Raw genomic sequence first — 16,359 nt, 5'->3', positions numbered from 1 at the left:
GCGGGTCCGTCAACCCTGTGCCCACACACGCTCGGCCAGGGAGGCACGATGCCCGCAGCGCGAGAGTCCCTGCTGAACGCCGCGCTCGTGGCGCTCGGCGAACTGCCCTGGGCCCGGGTGCGGATGGCCGATGTCGCCGGGGCCGCGGGCGTCTCCCGCCAGACGCTCTACAACGAGTTCGGCAGCAAGGACGGCCTCGCCCGCGCTTTGGTACGGCGCGAGGCCGACCGCTATCTGCGCGGAGTCGAACGGCTGCTGGCCCAGCGGACCGAACCCGCCGAACGGCTCGTCTCCCTCGCCGAGTGGACCGTCGTCGAGGCCCGCACCCGGCCGCTGCTGCGCGCACTGCTCACCGGCTGCTGGGGCGAAAGGCTGCCCGTGCCGCGCCCGGCACGCCGGGGCGGCGCCCAGCCCGTCGTGCCGGCCCAGCGCCGCGCCGACGCCGGGCCTCCGGCCCCGGCCGAACTGCTCGCGGCCGTACGGGACCGGTCGCGTACCGCGGTCGGGCATGCGCGGCGGTCACGGGAGGGGCGCGCCACCGACGACCCGGCGGATCTGCCGCAGCGCTGCGAACTCGCCGTACGCCTCGCGCTGTCCTATGTGATCGCGCCCGTGGGGGAGCCGGTCGCCCAGCTGGTGCGGGCCTGTGTCGGCGGAGCCGGGGCCGTGGTCACTGCGCCGAGCCCGAGAGCTGCAGACCGATGACGCCCACGATCACCAGAGTGATCGAGACGATCTTGAGGGTGGAGACCAGGTCACCGAGGAAGAGCATCCCGTAGATGGCCGTGCCGGCGGCGCCGATCCCCGTCCACACCGCGTACGCGGGGCCCACGTCGAGCCTCCTCAGTGCGAGGGTCAACAGGCCGAAACTGCCGAGGGCGAACGCCCCGAAGGCGATCGTCGGCCACAACCGGGTGAACCCGTGCGACAGCTTGAGGCAGACGGCGAAGCCCGTCTCCAGCAACCCGGCGACCACCACCAGCAGCCACGCCATCGGTCTTCGGCCTCCCGTCATTCGGTGAATGCTCGATCTGGGACTGCTTGATCTGGGACCGGTCGATCTGGGCCTGCTTGGTCCGACTTGGTGTGATTATGCACTTACCGGCGGTCGCGGACCGCAAACGCGGACGACTCAGTCACCTTCGCGCCGCTCCCGCGTCGCCAGCAGCCGCCGCAGGGAGTACAGCCGGGCGGGATCCGCGTGGCCCTCGGCCACCCAGTCGTCCAGCGCACAGTCCTGCTCGTCGTGCGAACAGGCGCGCGGGCAGCCCTCCGTGCCGGGCTCCAGATCGGGGAAGGCGTGGATGACGCGGGACGGATCGACATGGTGCAGACCGAACGACCGCACGCCCGGCGTGTCGATCACCCAGCCCCCCTTCTCGTCCGCGAGCGGCAGGGCGAGCGCCGACGTGGTCGTGTGCCGGCCCCGGCCGGTGACCGCGTTGACATGGCCGGTGCTGCGCCGCCGCTCGCTCGGCACCAGCGCGTTCACCAGGGTCGTCTTGCCGACGCCCGAGTGCCCGACGAACGCCGTCGTCCGGCCCACCAGGTGCTCGCGCACGCGCTCGGCCGCGAGACCGTCGACGAACTCCTCGCGGGTGGTCACCACATGGGGCACACCGAGTGCGCCGTACATCTCCATCAGCTCGTCCGGCGGGGCAAGGTCCGACTTGGTCAGCACGAGCAGCGGCTCCAGACCGCCGTCGTACGCCGCGACGAGGCAGCGGTCGATCAGCCGGGGCCGCGGCTCGGGGTCGGCGAGCGCCGTCACGATCGCGAGCTGGTCCGCGTTGGCCACGACCACGCGTTCGTACGGATCGTCGTCGTCGGCCGTACGCCGCAGCACCGAGCTGCGCTCCTCGATCCGCACGATCCGGGCCAGGGTGTCCTTCGCGCCCGACAGGTCACCGACGATGCCGACCCGGTCACCCACGACCGCCGCCTTGCGGCCCAGCTCGCGGGCCTTCATCGCCACCACGATCCGGTCCTCGACCAGACACGTCAGCCGGCCGCGGTCGACGGTGAGGACCATCCCCTCCGCCGCGTCCTCGTGCTTGGGCCGGATGCTGGTGCGCGGGCGGTTCCCCTTGCGGTTGGGACGCGAGCGGATGTCGTCCTCGTCGGTGTGCTTGCCGTAGCGGCGCATGACGTCAGGCCCCGAGCATTTCGGCCCACATCCGCGGGAAGTCGGGCAGCGTCTTGGCGGTGGTCGCCACGTTCTCGATCTGCACGTCCTTCACCGCGAGACCGATGATCGACCCGGCGGTCGCCATCCGGTGGTCGTCGTAGGTGTGGAACACGCCGCCGTGCAGCGGGCGCGGGCGGATGTGCAGGCCGTCCTCGGTCTCGGTGACGTCGCCGCCGAGCTCGTTGATCTCCTTGGTGAGCGCCGCCAGCCGGTCGGTCTCGTGCAGCCGCAGGTGCGCCACGCCGCGCAGCGTCGAGGGGGAGTCGGCCAGCGCCGCGACCGCCGCGATGCCCGGCGTGAGCTCGCCGACCTCGCCCAGGTCCACGTCGATGCCGTGGATGCGGCCACTGCCCGTGAACACCAGCGCCGTGCCGTCCGGCGTCGTCGTCAGCTCGCAGGAGCCGCCCATCTCGGTGAAGATTTCGCGCAGCGCGTCACCGGGCTGGGTGGTGCGCTCGGGCCAGTCCGGGATCGTGACCCGGCCGCCGGTGACCAGCGCGGCCGCCAGGAACGGCTGGGCATTGGACAGGTCGGGCTCGATCGTCAGGTCGCGGCCCAGCAGGGCGCTGTGCGAGACCCGCCAGACGTCCGGCTCGCCGCCGGTCTCCGGCTCGTCGACCTGGGCGCCGACCGCGCGGAGCATGTCGACGGTCATCCGGATGTGCGGCATCGAGGGCAGCCGGCCGCCCACGTGGCGCACCTCGACGCCCTGGTTGAAACGCGGTGCGGACAGCAGCAGCGCGGACACGAACTGGGACGACGACGAGGCGTCGATCCGCACTGGACCGCCGTCCAGGGCGCCGCCGCCGTGCACCGTCATCGGCAGTGCCCCACGGCCGTCGTCGTCGATACGGGCGCCGAGGGTGCGCAGCGCACCGATCACGCCGCCGAGGGGGCGCTCGTAGGAGCGCGGGTCGCCGTCGAAACGGATCGGGCCGTCGGCGAGCGCGGCGACGGGCGGCAGGAAGCGCATCACCGTGCCCGCGTTGCCGACGTCAACCGTGGCCGGGCCATGCAGACCCGAGGGGATGACGCGCCACGCCTCGCCGGCGCCGCCCGTCGTGCTGGAGGAGACGGTCTCCTCGATGCCGACGCCCATCGCCTGGAGCGCGGCCGACATCAGGAGGGTGTCGCGGGAGCGCAGTGGGCGGCGCAGCCAGCCCGGCTCGGCGGCGAGGGCGGCCAGGACGAGCGCGCGGTTCGTGACCGATTTCGATCCGGGCACGGTGACGGTCGCTTCGACGGCTCCGGTCGCGTAGGGGGCGGGCCAGAGGGCGGGATGCACGGTGCTGTCGGTCATGGCCATCACTTTAGTGGCTAGGCGCCGACCGCCTTTCGAGGTCAGAGCCCGAGCAGCCACCGCCCTCCGCCGATCAGCGAACAGAAGGCCACCAGATGGAAGAACGCCAGCCACACGGCGGGTGGCACGTGAGTGAGCCGCCCGAGCTGGTCCGCGTCCGAGTCGGGCGCCCCTCCGTGGCGGCGCTTGGACTGCAGCTCGAACACCGGCCGTACGCCCCCGAGCAGCATGAACCACACGGCCGTGTAGGCGAAGAGAGCCTGTACGCCTGGTTCCGTCAGCCAGGACACGAGCAGGAACGCGGCGCCGGTCACGGTCACCGTCAGGACGCCGTACGCGTTGCGGACCATGACGAGCAGCGCCAGCAGCAGCGCCGTGGCCGCCCACAGCAGCAGCGTGATGTGGTGCGCGGCCAGCAGCCAGGCGCCGCCGAGGCCGAGCAACGGGGTGGCGGTGTACCCGGCGGCCGCGGTCAGGACCATGCCGAGCCCGGTCGGCCTGCCGCGGCTGACGGTCAGGCCGCTGGTGTCCGAGTGCAGCCTGATGCCCCGGAGCGAACGGCCCGTGACGAGGGCGATCAGGCCGTGGCCGCCCTCGTGCGCGATGGTGACCGCGTTGCGGGTCACCCGCCACAGGGAGGTCGGTATGACGACGGCGAGCGCCACGAGCCCGGTGACGACGACGAGCCAGGGCTCGGGGGCGTCCTGGGTCCCGAAGAGCCGGTCCCACAGACTCTGCGCGGACGCGTCAGCGAGGACCGTGACGGTGTGTGTCGTGACCATTTCGCGGGCGGCTCCCTCGGACGCGTACGGAAGTGGCAGTCTGGCACCTATGTGCGGACGGTATGCAGCGAGTCGTAGGCCCGAGGACCTGGTCGGGCTGTTCCAGGTGGAGAAGTGGGAGCCGGAGGAGACCCTCGCTCCCGACTGGAACGTGGCCCCGACCAAGGAGGTCTACGCGATCCTCGAGCGTCCTGTGAAGGACGCGGCCGACAAGCGTCCGGTTCGGCAGATGCGGACGCTGAAGTGGGGCCTGGTGCCCTCGTTCGCCAAGACGCCCGAGGGCGCGGCCCGCATGATCAACGCACGCGCCGAGACGGTGCACGAGAAGCCGTCGTTCCGCAGGCCCTTCCTGACCCGCCGCTGCATCCTGCCGGCGGACGGTTATTACGAGTGGGTGACCGGGACCGGGGAGCGGGAGCTGGAGGTCGAGGGGAAGAAGAAGCGCCCCCGGAAGCAGCCGTACTTCGTCACTCCCGCGGACGGCTCGGTGTTCGCGATGGCGGGCCTGTACGAGTTCTGGCGCGACCGCACGCTTCCGGACGGCCATCCCCAGGCCTGGTGGGTGACCTGCTCGGTGATCACCACGGACGCCGAGAAGGGGCCGCTCGGCGTGGCACCGGCCGAGGGGCCGCGGTCGCTGTCCGACATCCACCCCCGGATGCCCCTGATGCTGGTGCCCGACCGCTGGGACGCGTGGCTGGACCCGTCGACGACCGACCCCGCCGAGGTCCGCGCCCTGCTCGCGCCGCCGCCGGAGGGGCTGATGCGGGCGTATCCGGTGACGACGGCGGTGAGTAATGTGCGCAACAACGGGCCGGAGCTGCTGGAGGAACTGGCGGGGCCGGAGGAGCCGGTGCTGTTCTGACCCTGCGGGAGCCCTTTCCCCACCCCGCCCCTTCCCGTAACCGGGCTCCGCCCGGACCCGGTACCGCGCTTCGCGCGGTCTTCCGGGGGCCGGGCCCCCGTACCTCCCTACGGCCTGGCGGCCGTGGGTGGGCCTGGGCGAAGCCAGGGGGAGTGCCCCGGCGGCGCCCGGGGGTGCGCGTCGCGCCTGTCGGGGCTCCGCCCGTACCGCGCTTCGCGCGGTGTCCTCAAGCGCCGGACAGGCTGACAAAGTCAGCCCCGCCGGCGCTTGAGGCGCGGGGGTCCGGGGGCGGAGCCCCGGGGCGTGGCCGGCGCGCGTCAGAATGGGCGCATGGAGCGGAGAGAGAGCGTCGCCGTCGGGGACGGGCAGGCACGGATCACCTGGTACCCCGGCAAGCGCGCGCACACCGTCCTCGCGCTCGGCCACGGGGCCGGCGGCGGGATCGAGGCGCGGGACCTGAAGGCGATCGCGGGCGCCCTGCCGTCGCACGGCGTCACCGTCGCCCTCGTCGAGCAGCCCTGGCGGGTCGCCGGCAAGAAGGTCGCCCCCGCGCCGAAGACGCTCGACACCGGATGGCGCGGCGTGTGGCCCGCCCTCGCGAAGCCCGGGCTGCCCGTCGTCGCGGGCGGCCGCAGCGCCGGTGCGCGCGTCGCCTGCCGCACGGCCGTCGAGCTCGGCGCCGCCGGCGTGGTCGCGCTGAGCTTCCCGCTGCATCCGCCCGGCCGCCCCGAGAAGTCCCGCGCGGACGAACTGCTGGGCGCGGGCGTGCCCACCCTCGTCGTGCAGGGCGGCAACGACCCCTTCGGCAGGCCCGAGGAGTTCCCCGACGGATCCTACGAACTCGTCGAGGTGCCGTTCGGGGATCACGGGTTCGCCGTGCCCAAGAGGGCCGGGATCGGGGAGGCCGAGACCCTCGCGACGATCACCGGTGCCGTGACCCGTTGGACGGCCGTGCTCCGGGAATGAGACGCGGGTGCGCACTGTTGTGGCGGATGTCAGTACAGAGCATGAGTAGGGAGTCCGCCGCATGGGTACGACCTTCTGCCCGACAGCCGAGCGCGCCACCGGGCTGGACTGGACGGTGCTCTCACAGGGCATGAGCGGGCCGGTTCCGGCGGTGGGCGGTGCGAATCGGCATGCCCCGTCGCAGCGTGGTCGACTATTCTCCGATTCGAGCGGGTCCGCTCTCGGATCCGTCACAGCGTTGGAGGAGGTGGGTGCGGTCACTGGGACCGACGCAGGGACCGACGACGGCCGGGCGGAGCAGTCCGAGGAGACGGCCGCCGAGCGCAATGCCCGTTTCGAGCGGGACGCCCTCGGCTACCTCGACCAGATGTACTCGGCCGCCCTGCGCATGACGCGCAACCCGGCGGATGCGGAGGACCTCGTGCAGGAGACGTACGCCAAGGCGTACGGCTCGTTCCACCAGTTCCGCGAGGGCACGAACCTCAAGGCGTGGATGTACCGGATCCTCACGAACACGTTCATCAACTCCTACCGCAAGAAGCAGCGCGAGCCACAGCGCAGCGCCGCGGAGGAGATCGAGGACTGGCAGCTCGCCCGCGCCGAGTCGCACATGTCGACGGGGCTGCGTTCCGCGGAGTCGCAGGCCCTTGACCACCTGCCGGATTCGGACGTCAAGGAAGCGCTGCAGGCGATCCCCGAGGAGTTCCGGATCGCTGTCTATCTCGCCGACGTAGAGGGCTTTGCGTACAAGGAGATCGCGGACATCATGGGAACACCCATCGGTACGGTGATGTCCCGCCTGCACCGCGGCCGCCGCCAGCTGCGCGGCATGCTCGAGGACTACGCCCGCGAGCGCGGGCTCGTCCCGGCCGGTGCGGGGGAGTCGAACGACGCGAAAGGCTCGGGCTCATGAGCTGCGGAGAGCCGCACGAGACGGACTGCTCTGAGGTCCTGGACCATCTCTACGAGTTCCTCGATCACGAGATGCCCGACAGCGACTGCACCAAGTTCGAGGTGCACTTCGAGGAGTGCTCCCCCTGCCTGGAGAAGTACGGCCTGGAGCAGGCGGTCAAGAAGCTGGTGAAGCGGTGCTGCGGTCATGACGACGTGCCGAGCGACCTGCGGGCCAAGGTCATGGGGCGTATCGACCTGATCCGTTCGGGCCAGGCCGTTCCCGACCAGGACGTGGCGACGGCACAGGAGTAGCCCCGCCGGAGACATACGCACCTGCCTGAGGCGCGCCACGGATCGTGGCGCGCCTCACGTGTTCCGTGATGTTCACCCGTACGTGCGAACAGGTCCCGTACGGCCGCCCCTCACCTCTCGTCTCGCTAGCGTGTGGCTGGATCGAGGAGGGTGCGGGGCAGTGACGGCCATCACGAAGGCGGCATACGCTGTCATCACGGGTGCCGTCCTCGGCGCTGTGGTCTGCGCGGCCCCGGCCGTGACGGCTCCCACGGCGCCCTGGACCGCGGTCGCGCTGCTCGCCGGCCTCTACGCGGTGTGTGAGATTCCCGCCCGTCTGCGCCCCGGCCACTCGCTGCCGGTCGGGGCCGGTTCGTTCTTCCCCGTGCTGCTGGCGGCCGCCTTCCTGCTGCCGGCCCCGGCCGCCGCGCTCGTCCCCGTCCCCGGCGCCCTCCTCGGCCGGTCCGGCCGGCCGTCGCCGGGGGCCCGCCGCGTGTGGCGCGCCGCCCAACTGGCGCTGTCGACCTGGGCCGCGGCGCGGGCGTACCGCCTCGCCGGCGGTGACAGCGGCCTGACCGCGCCCGACTTCCCCTCCGTGCTGGTGCACGCGCTCGCCGGGGCGCTCGCCTTCTGCCTGGTGCTCTCCTCCCTCGACGGCGCCATCCGCGCGACCGCCGAGCAGCTGCCGTTGCGCCGGGCCGGCCGGGCGCTGTTGCCCGTGTCCCCCGCCCCCTACTGCGTGCACGGCCTCGCCGGGCTGATGACGGCCGTCCTGTGGCGCAGCCCCTACGGGCCGGTGTCCGCACTGTTCGTCCTGCTGCCCATGTACATCTCCAGCTGGATGTACGCCCAGTACCACCGTGAGCGCGCGGCCCACCAGGCGACGATCCGCGCGCTCGTCCAGGCCGTCGACATCAAGGACCGCTACACGCGCGGTCACAGCGAGCGCGTCGGCCGGGCCTCCGTGCTGATCGCGCGGGAACTGCGCATGGCGGACGAGCGGCTGGAACTGCTCCGGTTCGCCGGGATCCTGCACGACGTGGGCAAGCTCGGGGTGCCCACCCGCGTCCTGCGCAAGGAGGGGCCGCTGACGCCCGAGGAGCGGCGCGTGATCGAGCTGCATCCGGAGTACGGGCACGAGATGGTGCGCGGCATCGGATTCCTGGGCGAGGCGCGGGCGGCGATCCTGCACCACCACGAGCGGCTGGACGGCAGCGGGTATCCGTACGGGCTTGCCGGTGACCAGATCCCCGAGTTCGCGCGCGTGGTGGCGGTCGCGGACGCGTTCGACGCGATGACCTCGACCCGCTGCTACCAGCGGGCCCGCCCGGTGGCAGCGGCCCTGGAGGAGCTGGAGCGCTGCGCGGGGACGCATTTCGACCCGCGGATGGTGGCGGCGCTGGTGCGGGCGCTGGACCGCGGGGGCTGGGAGACGACCGTCACCTCGGACGAGGCGGCACCGCTGGGGCCGCCGCGGCAGGAGGCGCCGAGCGGCTCGCGCCGGGTGCGCACCGGATGACCGCGGCCCTGCCGGGCCGGGCCGTCGTCGCCGTGTACGCGGCCGCCGCCTGCCTCACCGCCGCAGCCCTCGGCCAGGTCGCCTGGAGCGGCCTGGCCGGACCCATGAACGCCCTCACCTTCGGGATCTGCATCGCGGTGGGGGAGCTCGCGCGCTCGGGGGCCGCGGCCGGGGCGGGGGCGCCCGCCGCGGTGGAGGGGGCGTGGGGCAGGGAACCCGCGCCGCTCGCGGCCGCCGGCGCCCTCGCGTACGCCCTGCTCGGCGAGTGCGCCGGGCGGCCCACCGGCCACAGCCCCCTCCAGGTCGTCGCCGTCGTCGTCGCGGGCACGCTCGCCGGGGCCGTACCGCACGTCGCGCGTGGGCGCGGCCCCGGGCCGGACCACGTGGCCCGGCGGGTGCTGACCGTCGGGTTCGCCGCGGTGTGCTTCCAGCCGCTGTACCACTCCGGCGCGTTGGAGCACCGCATCGGACACGGCCCCCTCCACGCCCTGTTCCTGCTGGTGCTCCTCGTGCTCACCCTGCTGTGCGACGCGGTGCTGGCGGCGGTCCTCCTCGCGGCCCGTCCCGGGTACCCGTACGGGCCGCTGCTCCGCGACGAGCTGCGCGCGCTGCCCGGCATAGGGTCCGCCGTGTGCGCGACCGGTGCCGTGATCGCCCTCGCGGTCGCCGTCGCCGGCCTGTGGGCGCTGCCCGTCTTCTGCGTGCCGCTGCTGCTGACCCAGTTGTCGTTCCGCCGGTACGCCGCGGTCCGCACGACCTACCGCCAGACCATCGCCTCCCTCGCCCGCGCCACCGAGATCGCCGGCTACACCCCGCCCGGCCACGCCCGCCGGGTGGCCGCGCTCAGCACGGCCGTGGGCCGGGAGATGCGGCTGTCGGGGCCCGAGTTGACGGTGCTGGAGTACGCGGCCCTGATGCACGACATCGGACAGCTGTCCCTGGTCGACCCCGTACCGGACGGGGCCACCGCCGTACTGCCGGCCGCCGAGCAGCGCCGTATCGCGCTGCTCGGCGGTGCGGTCGTGCGGCGGACCGGGGTGCCGCCCGCCGTCGCGGCCGTGGTGGAGCAGCAGGCCGACCCCTACCGGGAGCAGTCCCTGCCCGCGCGGATCGTCCGCACCGTGAACGCGTACGAGGACCTGGCCCAGGGAAGTGGAGGAAGTGCGGGCGGAGCGCTCGCGGCACTGGAGCGGCTGCGCCTCGGCACGGGCCACGACTACGAGCCGGCGGTCGTGGAATCACTGGCCAGAGTCCTTGCCCGAGGCGGTCTCGGCCCGGTGCCACCCGGGTAACCCATGGGTAATGAGCGAGCCTGCGACCGGGCATGGTTGGATGCGAAAGAAGGCACAGAAGCGGGCCACTCAGGCATGCGTCCGGGACAGACACCCGAGCGACCGGCAGGCGGGAATCGTGAGGATCTTCGGGAAGGTACGGCATCGGCCGTCCGCCTCGTGGCGGCAGGCCACCGACCGCGCGTTCACGCTGATCGGCGACGGCCGGTACGAGGACGCGGGGGCGCTGCTGACCAGGGCGGCGGATCTCGAGCCCTGGCTCTCGGAGTCCTGGTTCAACCTGGCGCTGCTGCACAAGTTCCGGCACGACTGGGAGCAGGCGCGGGCCGCGGGGCTGCGTGCCGTCGCCCTGCTGGACAAGGAGACCGGCGCCCCGGACTGGTGGAACGTCGGCATCGCCGCCACCGCGCTGCAGGACTGGCCGCTGGCCCGCCGTGCCTGGCAGGCGTACGGGCTGAAGGTGCCGGGAGCCGCCGCGCCGAACGGTGAGCCCGTCGGCATGGACCTCGGCAGCGCCGCCGTGCGGCTGTCGCCCGAGGGCGAGGCCGAGGTGGTCTGGGGCCGCAGGCTCGACCCGGCCCGGATAGAGGTGCTCTCCATCCCGCTGCCCTCGTCCGGGCGGCGCTGGGGCGAGGTCGTCCTGCACGACGGCGTGCCGCACGGCGAGCGGACGACCAGCGCGGGGCCCTCCTATCCCGTATTCGACGAGATCGAGCTGTGGGCGCCCTCGCCCGTGCCGACCTGGGTGGTGCTGCTGGAGGCGGCGACCGAGGCCGACCGGGACGCGCTGGAGAAGCTGGCGGCCGACGCCGGGTTCGCCGCCGAGGACTGGTCGTCCTCCGTGCGGCTGTTGTGCCGGGCCTGTTCCGAGGGCCGGATGCCGAGCGCCGAGGGCGAAGGCGAGCACCTGGACCCGCACGACCACAGCGAACCGGGCCACCCGGGCCCGCTGGGCCACCGCACGGCGGGTGACCTGTGGTTGCCGGAGCGCGAATGCGGTATCGCCGCGCCGGCCGGGCTCGTGCGCGGCCTGCTGGACGGCTGGGTCGCGGACAGTCCGGACAGCCGGGAATGGCGGGATCTCGAAGAAGTCTGCTGACGCCTGCCCGTAGGCTGTACGGACACGTAGTGACCGGGCATCGGGCCGGGGATCGGGTACTGAGAAGGGCGTACGGCTGACATGGCGTCGCAGCACGAGACGGACCAGCAGGTCGACGACGGTTTCGTCGTGGACACGGAGAACTGTGAGGAGCGCGAGCGCGCGTACCGCGAGCGCGGCACCTCCCGCCCGATCACCGTCGTGGGCAACCCCGTGCTGCACAAGGAGTGCAAGGACGTCACCGAGTTCGACGACAGGCTCGCCGCGCTCATCGACGACATGTTCGCCAGCCAGCGCACGGCGGAGGGCGTCGGCCTCGCCGCGAACCAGATCGGCGTGGACCTGAAGGTCTTCGTCTACGACTGCCCCGACGACGAGGGCGTGCGCCACGTCGGCGTCGTGTGCAACCCGGTGCTGGAGGAGCTGCCCCCGGAGCAGCGCAACCTCGACGACTCCAACGAGGGCTGCCTCTCCGTGCCCACGGCGTACGCCTCGCTGGCCCGCCCCGACTACGCGGTGGTGCGCGGACAGGACGCCCAGGGCAACCCGATCAGGGTGCGCGGCACGGGCTACTTCGCCCGGTGCCTGCAGCACGAGACGGACCACCTGTACGGGTACCTCTACATCGACCGGCTTTCCAAGCGCGACCGCAAGGACGCGCTGAAGCAGATGGCCGAGGGCACCCCGCGCTACCCCGTCGTCGCCAACGACTGAACCGTCGGGCAGGCCGAGGGCCCCGCTCCGTGCGAGCGGGGCCCTCGTACGGCACCCGCCCGTCATTGGACCGACAAATGACGGCAGCCCAGGGGCTGTTGACGCGCGTCGACCGTCCCGCCAGTCTCTGCTGTGGACCGCTCTCACGGCTCTCATCGCAGGGAGACTTCATGCTGAGACGTACGGCACGGATTCTGCTGTCCATTGTCATGCTCATGGTTGCTGGGCTCACGGGGGTCGTCGCCACCGCCGGCACCGCGCAGGCCGACGACTGCTACACCTGGTCGCGCACCCTCTCGCAGGGGGCGTCCGGCGCGGACGTCACCCAGCTCCAGATCAGGGTGGCGGGCTACCCGGGCTACGGCGGCGTCCTCGCCATCGACGGCGCCTACGGCCCGGCGACCACCGCCGCCGTCAAGCGCTTCCAGGCCGCCTACGGCCTCGCCGCCGACGGAGTGGCCGGACCCGCGACGTACAGCAAGATCTACGCGCTGCAGGACAGCGACTGCACGCCTGCCCACTTCAGCTACGCCGAACTCAACGACTGCAACTCCACCTGGTCCGGCGGCGCGGTCAGCGCCGCGACCGCCAAGTCCAACGCCCTGCGCACCATGTGGAAGCTGGAGGCCATGCGACACGCCCTCGGCGACCAGCCCATCACCGTGACCAGCGGCTTCCGGTCGTACGCCTGCAACGAGGCGGTCGGCGGCGCGTCCAGCAGCCGGCACCTCTACGGCGACGCGGCCGACCTGGGCGCGGGCCCGCACTCGCTGTGCAAGCTGGCCCAGCAGGCCCGCTACCACGGCTTCAACGGCATCCTCGGTCCCGGCTACCCGGGCCACAACGACCACACGCACGTCGACCACCGCAGCAGCCGCTACTGGTCGGCTCCCAGCTGCGGCATCTGACCACGGAAGCGGCCCGCACCTCCCCCGTGCGAGGTGCGGGCCGCGGCCTGTTCCGCCGTGGAACAGAGACCCCGGATCAGAAGTCGTCGTCGAAGGCGACCGAGCCCTCCACGGCGACCTGGTACGCCGACGGGCGGCGCTCGAAGAAGTTCGTCAGCTCCTGCACGCCCTGCAACTCCATGAAGGAGAACGGGTTCTGGGAGCCGAACACCGGGGCGAAGCCCAGCCGCGTCAGGCGCTGGTCGGCGACGCACTGCAGGTACTCGCGCATCGACTCGGTGTTCATGCCCGGCAGCCCGTCGCCGCACAGGTCACGGCCGAACTGGAGCTCCGCCTCGACGGCCTCCCGGAGCATGTCCGTGACCTGCTGCCGCAGCTCGTCGTCGAACAGCTCCGGCTCCTCCTTGCGGACCGTGTCCACGACCTCGAAGGCGAAGTTCATGTGCATCGTCTCGTCGCGGAACACCCAGTTGGTGCCCGTCGCCAGTCCGTGCAGCAGGCCGCGGGAGCGGAACCAGTAGACGTAGGCGAAGGCGCCGTAGAAGAACAGGCCCTCGATGCAGGCCGCGAAGCAGATGAGGTTCAGCAGGAAGCGGCGGCGGTCGGCGGCCGTTTCCAGCTTCTCGATCTTCTCGACCGAGTCCATCCACGTGAAGCAGAACTGGGCCTTGTCGCGGATCGAGGGGATGTTCTCGACCGCCGCGAAGGCCGCCGCCCGCTCCTCCGGGTCGGGCAGGTACGTGTCGAGCAGCGTCAGATAGAACTGGACGTGCACGGCCTCCTCGAAGAGCTGACGGCTCAGGTACAGCCGCGCCTCGGGGGAGTTGATGTGCTTGTAGAGCGTCAGCACCAGATTGTTGGCCACGATCGAGTCGCCCGTCGCGAAGAACGCGACCAGCCGGCCGATCATGTGCTGCTCGCCCGGCGTCAGCTTGGCGAGGTCGGCGACGTCGGAGTGGAGGTCGACCTCCTCCACCGTCCAGGTGTTCTTGATGGCGTCGCGGTAGCGCTCGTAGAAGTCCGGGTAGCGCATCGGGCGCAGGGTGAGCTCGAAGCCCGGGTCGAGCAGGTTCTTCTCGGTGGAGCGCATTACTGGCAGGCCTCGCAGGACTCGGGGTTCTCAAGGGAGCAGGCGACGGCGTCGGGATCGGCGGCCGCCTGGACGGGGATGGTCGCCTGGGCGGCGCGGGCGATGCGGGTCGCCGGGCGCGAGCGCAGGTAGTACGTCGTCTTCAGGCCCTGCTTCCAGGCGTACGCGTACATCGACGACAGCTTGCCGATGGTCGGCGTCTCCAGGAACAGGTTCAGCGACTGCGACTGGTCGAGGAACGGCGTACGGGCCGCCGCCATGTCGATCAGGCCGCGCTGCGGGATCTCCCACGCCGTGCGGTACAGCTCGCGCACCTCGGCCGGGATCCAGGTGAAGCCCTGCACCGAGCCGCTGGACTCGCGCAGCGCCTCGCGGGTCTGCGCGTCCCACACGCCGAGCTTCTTCAGGTCGTCCACCAGGTAGGAGTTGACCTGGAGGAACTCGCCCGACAGCGTCTCGCGCTTGAAGAGGTTGGAGACCTGCGGCTCGATGCACTCGTAGACGCCGGCGATCGAGGCGATCGTCGCCGTCGGCGCGATGGCGAGGAGCAGCGAGTTGCGCATGCCGACGGCGGCGATCCGCTCGCGCAGGGCGGCCCAGCGCTCGGGCCAGTTCAGCGCCACGGCGGTGCCGTAGTGGTCCGGGTGCAGCACACCGCGAGCGGTCCGGGTCTTGTCCCAGGCGGGCAGCGGGCCGTTGCGCTCGGCGAGGTCGCAGGACGCCTCGTACGCGGCGAGCATGATGCGCTCGGCGATGCGGGTGGACAGCGCCCGCGCCTCGGGCGAGTCGAAGGGCAGCCGCAGCTTGAAGAAGACGTCCTGGAGGCCCATCGCGCCCAGGCCCACGGGCCGCCACTTGGCGTTGGAGCGGCCGGACTGCTCGGTCGGGTAGAAGTTGATGTCGACGACCCGGTCGAGGAAGGTGACCGCGGTACGGACGGTGGCGTCCAGCCGCTCCCAGGCGATCGCTCCGCCGTCGGCTCCCTGCTCGACGAAGGCCCCCAGGTTCACCGAGCCGAGGTTGCACACGGCCGTCTCGCCGTCGTCGGTGACCTCCAGGATCTCGGTGCACAGGTTGGAGGAGTGGACCGTGTGGCCGGGCTCGGCGGTCTGGTTCGCGGTGCGGTTGGCGGCGTCCTTGAAGGTCATCCAGCCGTTGCCGGTCTGCGCGAGCGTGCGCATCATGCGGCCGTACAGGTCGCGCGCCGGGATGGTCCTGCGGGCCAGGCCGGCGGCCTCGGCCCGGCGGTAGGCGGCGTCGAAGTCCTCGCCCCACAGGTCGACCAGCTCGGGCACGTCGGCCGGCGAGAACAGCGACCAGTCCGCGTCGGCCTCGACGCGCCGCATGAACTCGTCGGGGATCCAGTGCGCGAGGTTGAGGTTGTGCGTACGCCGGGCGTCCTCACCGGTGTTGTCGCGCAGCTCCAGGAACTCCTCGATGTCCGCGTGCCATGTCTCCAGGTAGATCGCGGCGGCGCCCTTGCGCCGGCCGCCCTGGTTCACGGCGGCGACCGAGGCGTCGAGCGTCTTCAGGAACGGGACGATGCCGTTCGAGTGCCCGTTGGTGCCGCGGATCAGCGAACCGCGGGCGCGGATGCGCGAGTACGAGAGCCCGATGCCGCCCGCGTGCTTGGACAGGCGCGCGACCTGGTGGTAGCGGTCGTAGATCGAGTCGAGCTCGTCGAGGGGCGAGTCCAGTAGGTAGCAGGACGACATCTGGGGGTGGCGGGTGCCGGAGTTGAAGAGCGTGGGGGAGGACGGGAGGTACTCGAGCCGGCTCATCAGGCCGAACAGGTCGGCGACCTCGTCCACCGAACGCAGGCCGTCGTTCCCGGCGAGGCCGCAGGCCACGCGCAGCATGAAGTGCTGCGGCGTCTCGACCACCTGACGGCTGATGGGGTGCCGCAGCAGGTACCGGCTGTAGAGCGTGCGCAGACCGAAATAGCCGAAGCGGTCGTCGGCGGCCGGATCGACGAGCGCGTCAAGCCGGGCCGCGTGCAGCGCCACGAACGCGGCCGTGCGGTCGGCGATCAGACCCTCGCGGTGCCCGACCGCGACGGAGGCGGAGAACGACAGCGCGCCCTGGCCGGCGGCCTCGTCCGCGATCGTGCGGCTCAGGAGCCGGGCGGCGAGCCGGGAGTAGGTTGGGTCCTCGGAGATCAGACCGGCGGCGGCGTCGGTGGCGAGGGAGCGCAGCTCGGCCGCGTCGGATCCGGCGTGCCGCCCGCGCAGCGCGGCGGCGGCGACCCGGCCGGGGTCGGCGTCGGGCAGATCGGCCGTCAGGTCGGTCAGGGTCCGCAGCAGTGCGGTCCCGGGGCCGTCGCTCTCCGTCTGTGAGGCCGGATCGGCTGGCGCGATGGTCATGTGGTGCTCTCCCTCGCTCGGCTCTGGGCCGTCAGCGGGGAAGGCGGGGCCATGCAGGGCAGGCCCGCGTAGGGGCAGCACGATGCCT

General features: G+C 72.2%; 16 protein-coding genes. 10 read left to right on the top strand and 6 right to left on the bottom strand.

What is annotated here, in order from left to right:
- Positions 1-48 precede the first annotated feature (48 nt).
- Complete coding sequence (locus tag ACLB9X_RS16355; RefSeq protein ID WP_410361079.1) at positions 49-705, top strand: TetR/AcrR family transcriptional regulator; 657 nt, start codon at positions 49-51, stop codon at positions 703-705.
- Here the strand turns inward: ACLB9X_RS16355 and ACLB9X_RS16350 are convergent.
- The 4 genes from ACLB9X_RS16350 to ACLB9X_RS16335 form a co-directional block, all read right to left on the bottom strand.
- On the bottom strand, positions 671-994 hold the full coding sequence (locus ACLB9X_RS16350) for a DMT family transporter (protein ID WP_410361078.1): 324 nt from the start codon (positions 992-994) through the stop codon (positions 671-673). The two genes, ACLB9X_RS16355 and ACLB9X_RS16350, sit on opposite strands and share 35 nt — an antisense overlap.
- Positions 995-1,132: 138 nt before the next feature.
- Complete coding sequence (rsgA, locus tag ACLB9X_RS16345) at positions 1,133-2,146, bottom strand: ribosome small subunit-dependent GTPase A (RefSeq protein ID WP_410361077.1); 1,014 nt, start codon at positions 2,144-2,146, stop codon at positions 1,133-1,135.
- Positions 2,147-2,150: 4 nt separating this feature from the next.
- Positions 2,151-3,488 (bottom strand): 3-phosphoshikimate 1-carboxyvinyltransferase, encoded by a 1,338-nt coding sequence (aroA, locus tag ACLB9X_RS16340; RefSeq protein WP_410361076.1) that lies wholly within the window; start codon positions 3,486-3,488, stop codon positions 2,151-2,153.
- Positions 3,489-3,529: 41 nt separating this feature from the next.
- The gene (locus ACLB9X_RS16335; RefSeq protein WP_410361075.1) at positions 3,530-4,270 is read right to left on the bottom strand and encodes a M50 family metallopeptidase; all 741 of its coding nucleotides are present in this window, start codon (positions 4,268-4,270) and stop codon (positions 3,530-3,532) included.
- Between the two features lie 49 nt (positions 4,271-4,319).
- On the opposite strand from ACLB9X_RS16335, the gene ACLB9X_RS16330 reads away from it, so the two are divergent.
- The 9 genes from ACLB9X_RS16330 to ACLB9X_RS16290 all read left to right on the top strand — a co-directional run bounded on the left by ACLB9X_RS16330 (position 4,320) and on the right by ACLB9X_RS16290 (position 12,818).
- Positions 4,320-5,135: an SOS response-associated peptidase gene (locus ACLB9X_RS16330; RefSeq protein WP_410361074.1), complete on the top strand. Its 816-nt coding sequence runs from the start codon at positions 4,320-4,322 to the stop codon at positions 5,133-5,135.
- 330 nt (positions 5,136-5,465) lie between these two features.
- Positions 5,466-6,101 carry an alpha/beta family hydrolase gene (locus ACLB9X_RS16325; protein ID WP_410361073.1) on the top strand — a complete coding sequence of 212 codons (636 nt, stop codon included), beginning with the start codon at positions 5,466-5,468 and terminating at the stop codon, positions 6,099-6,101.
- A gap of 247 nt (positions 6,102-6,348) precedes the next feature.
- Complete coding sequence (locus ACLB9X_RS16320; protein WP_177152923.1) at positions 6,349-7,014, top strand: sigma-70 family RNA polymerase sigma factor; 666 nt, start codon at positions 6,349-6,351, stop codon at positions 7,012-7,014.
- Positions 7,011-7,307, top strand: coding sequence for a mycothiol system anti-sigma-R factor (gene rsrA / locus ACLB9X_RS16315; RefSeq protein ID WP_177152924.1), 297 nt, complete (start codon positions 7,011-7,013; stop codon positions 7,305-7,307). Before ACLB9X_RS16320 ends, rsrA begins: the two co-directional genes overlap by 4 nt.
- A 160-nt stretch (positions 7,308-7,467) precedes the next feature.
- On the top strand, positions 7,468-8,805 hold the full coding sequence (locus tag ACLB9X_RS16310) for an HD-GYP domain-containing protein (protein ID WP_410361072.1): 1,338 nt from the start codon (positions 7,468-7,470) through the stop codon (positions 8,803-8,805).
- A complete protein-coding gene (locus ACLB9X_RS16305; protein ID WP_410361071.1) occupies positions 8,802-10,097 on the top strand; it encodes an HD-GYP domain-containing protein in 1,296 nt (431 codons plus the stop codon). The genes ACLB9X_RS16310 and ACLB9X_RS16305 overlap by 4 nt, the downstream gene beginning before the upstream one ends.
- 118 nt (positions 10,098-10,215) lie before the next feature.
- The gene (locus ACLB9X_RS16300; protein ID WP_410361070.1) at positions 10,216-11,196 is read left to right on the top strand and encodes a tetratricopeptide repeat protein; all 981 of its coding nucleotides are present in this window, start codon (positions 10,216-10,218) and stop codon (positions 11,194-11,196) included.
- 81 nt (positions 11,197-11,277) lie between these two features.
- The gene (gene def / locus ACLB9X_RS16295; RefSeq protein WP_410361069.1) at positions 11,278-11,910 is read left to right on the top strand and encodes a peptide deformylase; all 633 of its coding nucleotides are present in this window, start codon (positions 11,278-11,280) and stop codon (positions 11,908-11,910) included.
- A gap of 170 nt (positions 11,911-12,080) precedes the next feature.
- Positions 12,081-12,818 carry a D-Ala-D-Ala carboxypeptidase family metallohydrolase gene (locus tag ACLB9X_RS16290; RefSeq protein ID WP_410361068.1) on the top strand — a complete coding sequence of 246 codons (738 nt, stop codon included), beginning with the start codon at positions 12,081-12,083 and terminating at the stop codon, positions 12,816-12,818.
- 76 nt (positions 12,819-12,894) lie between these two features.
- Here ACLB9X_RS16290 and ACLB9X_RS16285 read toward each other — a convergent pair whose 3' ends face one another.
- Both ACLB9X_RS16285 and ACLB9X_RS16280 read right to left on the bottom strand, forming a co-directional pair.
- Positions 12,895-13,908, bottom strand: a complete 1,014-nt coding sequence (locus ACLB9X_RS16285; protein WP_410361067.1) for a ribonucleotide-diphosphate reductase subunit beta — start codon at positions 13,906-13,908, stop codon at positions 12,895-12,897.
- Entirely contained in the window at positions 13,908-16,271 is a 2,364-nt protein-coding gene (locus ACLB9X_RS16280; protein WP_410361066.1) for a ribonucleoside-diphosphate reductase subunit alpha, read from the bottom strand. The genes ACLB9X_RS16285 and ACLB9X_RS16280 overlap by 1 nt, the downstream gene beginning before the upstream one ends.
- Positions 16,272-16,359 lie beyond the last annotated feature (88 nt).

This window comes from Streptomyces sp. 5K101, from assembly GCF_046506645.1.
Taxonomy (GTDB): Bacteria; Actinomycetota; Actinomycetes; order Streptomycetales; family Streptomycetaceae; genus Streptomyces.
This window is presented reverse-complemented; position numbering and strand designations above follow the sequence as displayed.

Bases quoted from the DNA above. Each gene is read 5' to 3' on its own strand.
- ACLB9X_RS16355 (WP_410361079.1), top strand. From the start codon at position 49: ATGCCCGCAGCGCGAGAGTCCCTGCTGAACGCCGCGCTCGTGGCGCTC.
- ACLB9X_RS16350 (WP_410361078.1), bottom strand. From the start codon at position 994: ATGGCGTGGCTGCTGGTGGTGGTCGCCGGGTTGCTGGAGACGGGCTTC.
- rsgA (WP_410361077.1), bottom strand. From the start codon at position 2,146: ATGCGCCGCTACGGCAAGCACACCGACGAGGACGACATCCGCTCGCGT.
- aroA (WP_410361076.1), bottom strand. From the start codon at position 3,488: ATGACCGACAGCACCGTGCATCCCGCCCTCTGGCCCGCCCCCTACGCG.
- ACLB9X_RS16335 (WP_410361075.1), bottom strand. From the start codon at position 4,270: ATGGTCACGACACACACCGTCACGGTCCTCGCTGACGCGTCCGCGCAG.
- ACLB9X_RS16330 (WP_410361074.1), top strand. From the start codon at position 4,320: ATGTGCGGACGGTATGCAGCGAGTCGTAGGCCCGAGGACCTGGTCGGG.
- ACLB9X_RS16325 (WP_410361073.1), top strand. From the start codon at position 5,466: ATGGAGCGGAGAGAGAGCGTCGCCGTCGGGGACGGGCAGGCACGGATC.
- rsrA (WP_177152924.1), top strand. From the start codon at position 7,011: ATGAGCTGCGGAGAGCCGCACGAGACGGACTGCTCTGAGGTCCTGGAC.
- ACLB9X_RS16305 (WP_410361071.1), top strand. From the start codon at position 8,802: ATGACCGCGGCCCTGCCGGGCCGGGCCGTCGTCGCCGTGTACGCGGCC.
- def (WP_410361069.1), top strand. From the start codon at position 11,278: ATGGCGTCGCAGCACGAGACGGACCAGCAGGTCGACGACGGTTTCGTC.
- ACLB9X_RS16290 (WP_410361068.1), top strand. From the start codon at position 12,081: ATGCTGAGACGTACGGCACGGATTCTGCTGTCCATTGTCATGCTCATG.
- ACLB9X_RS16285 (WP_410361067.1), bottom strand. From the start codon at position 13,908: ATGCGCTCCACCGAGAAGAACCTGCTCGACCCGGGCTTCGAGCTCACC.
- ACLB9X_RS16280 (WP_410361066.1), bottom strand. From the start codon at position 16,271: ATGACCATCGCGCCAGCCGATCCGGCCTCACAGACGGAGAGCGACGGC.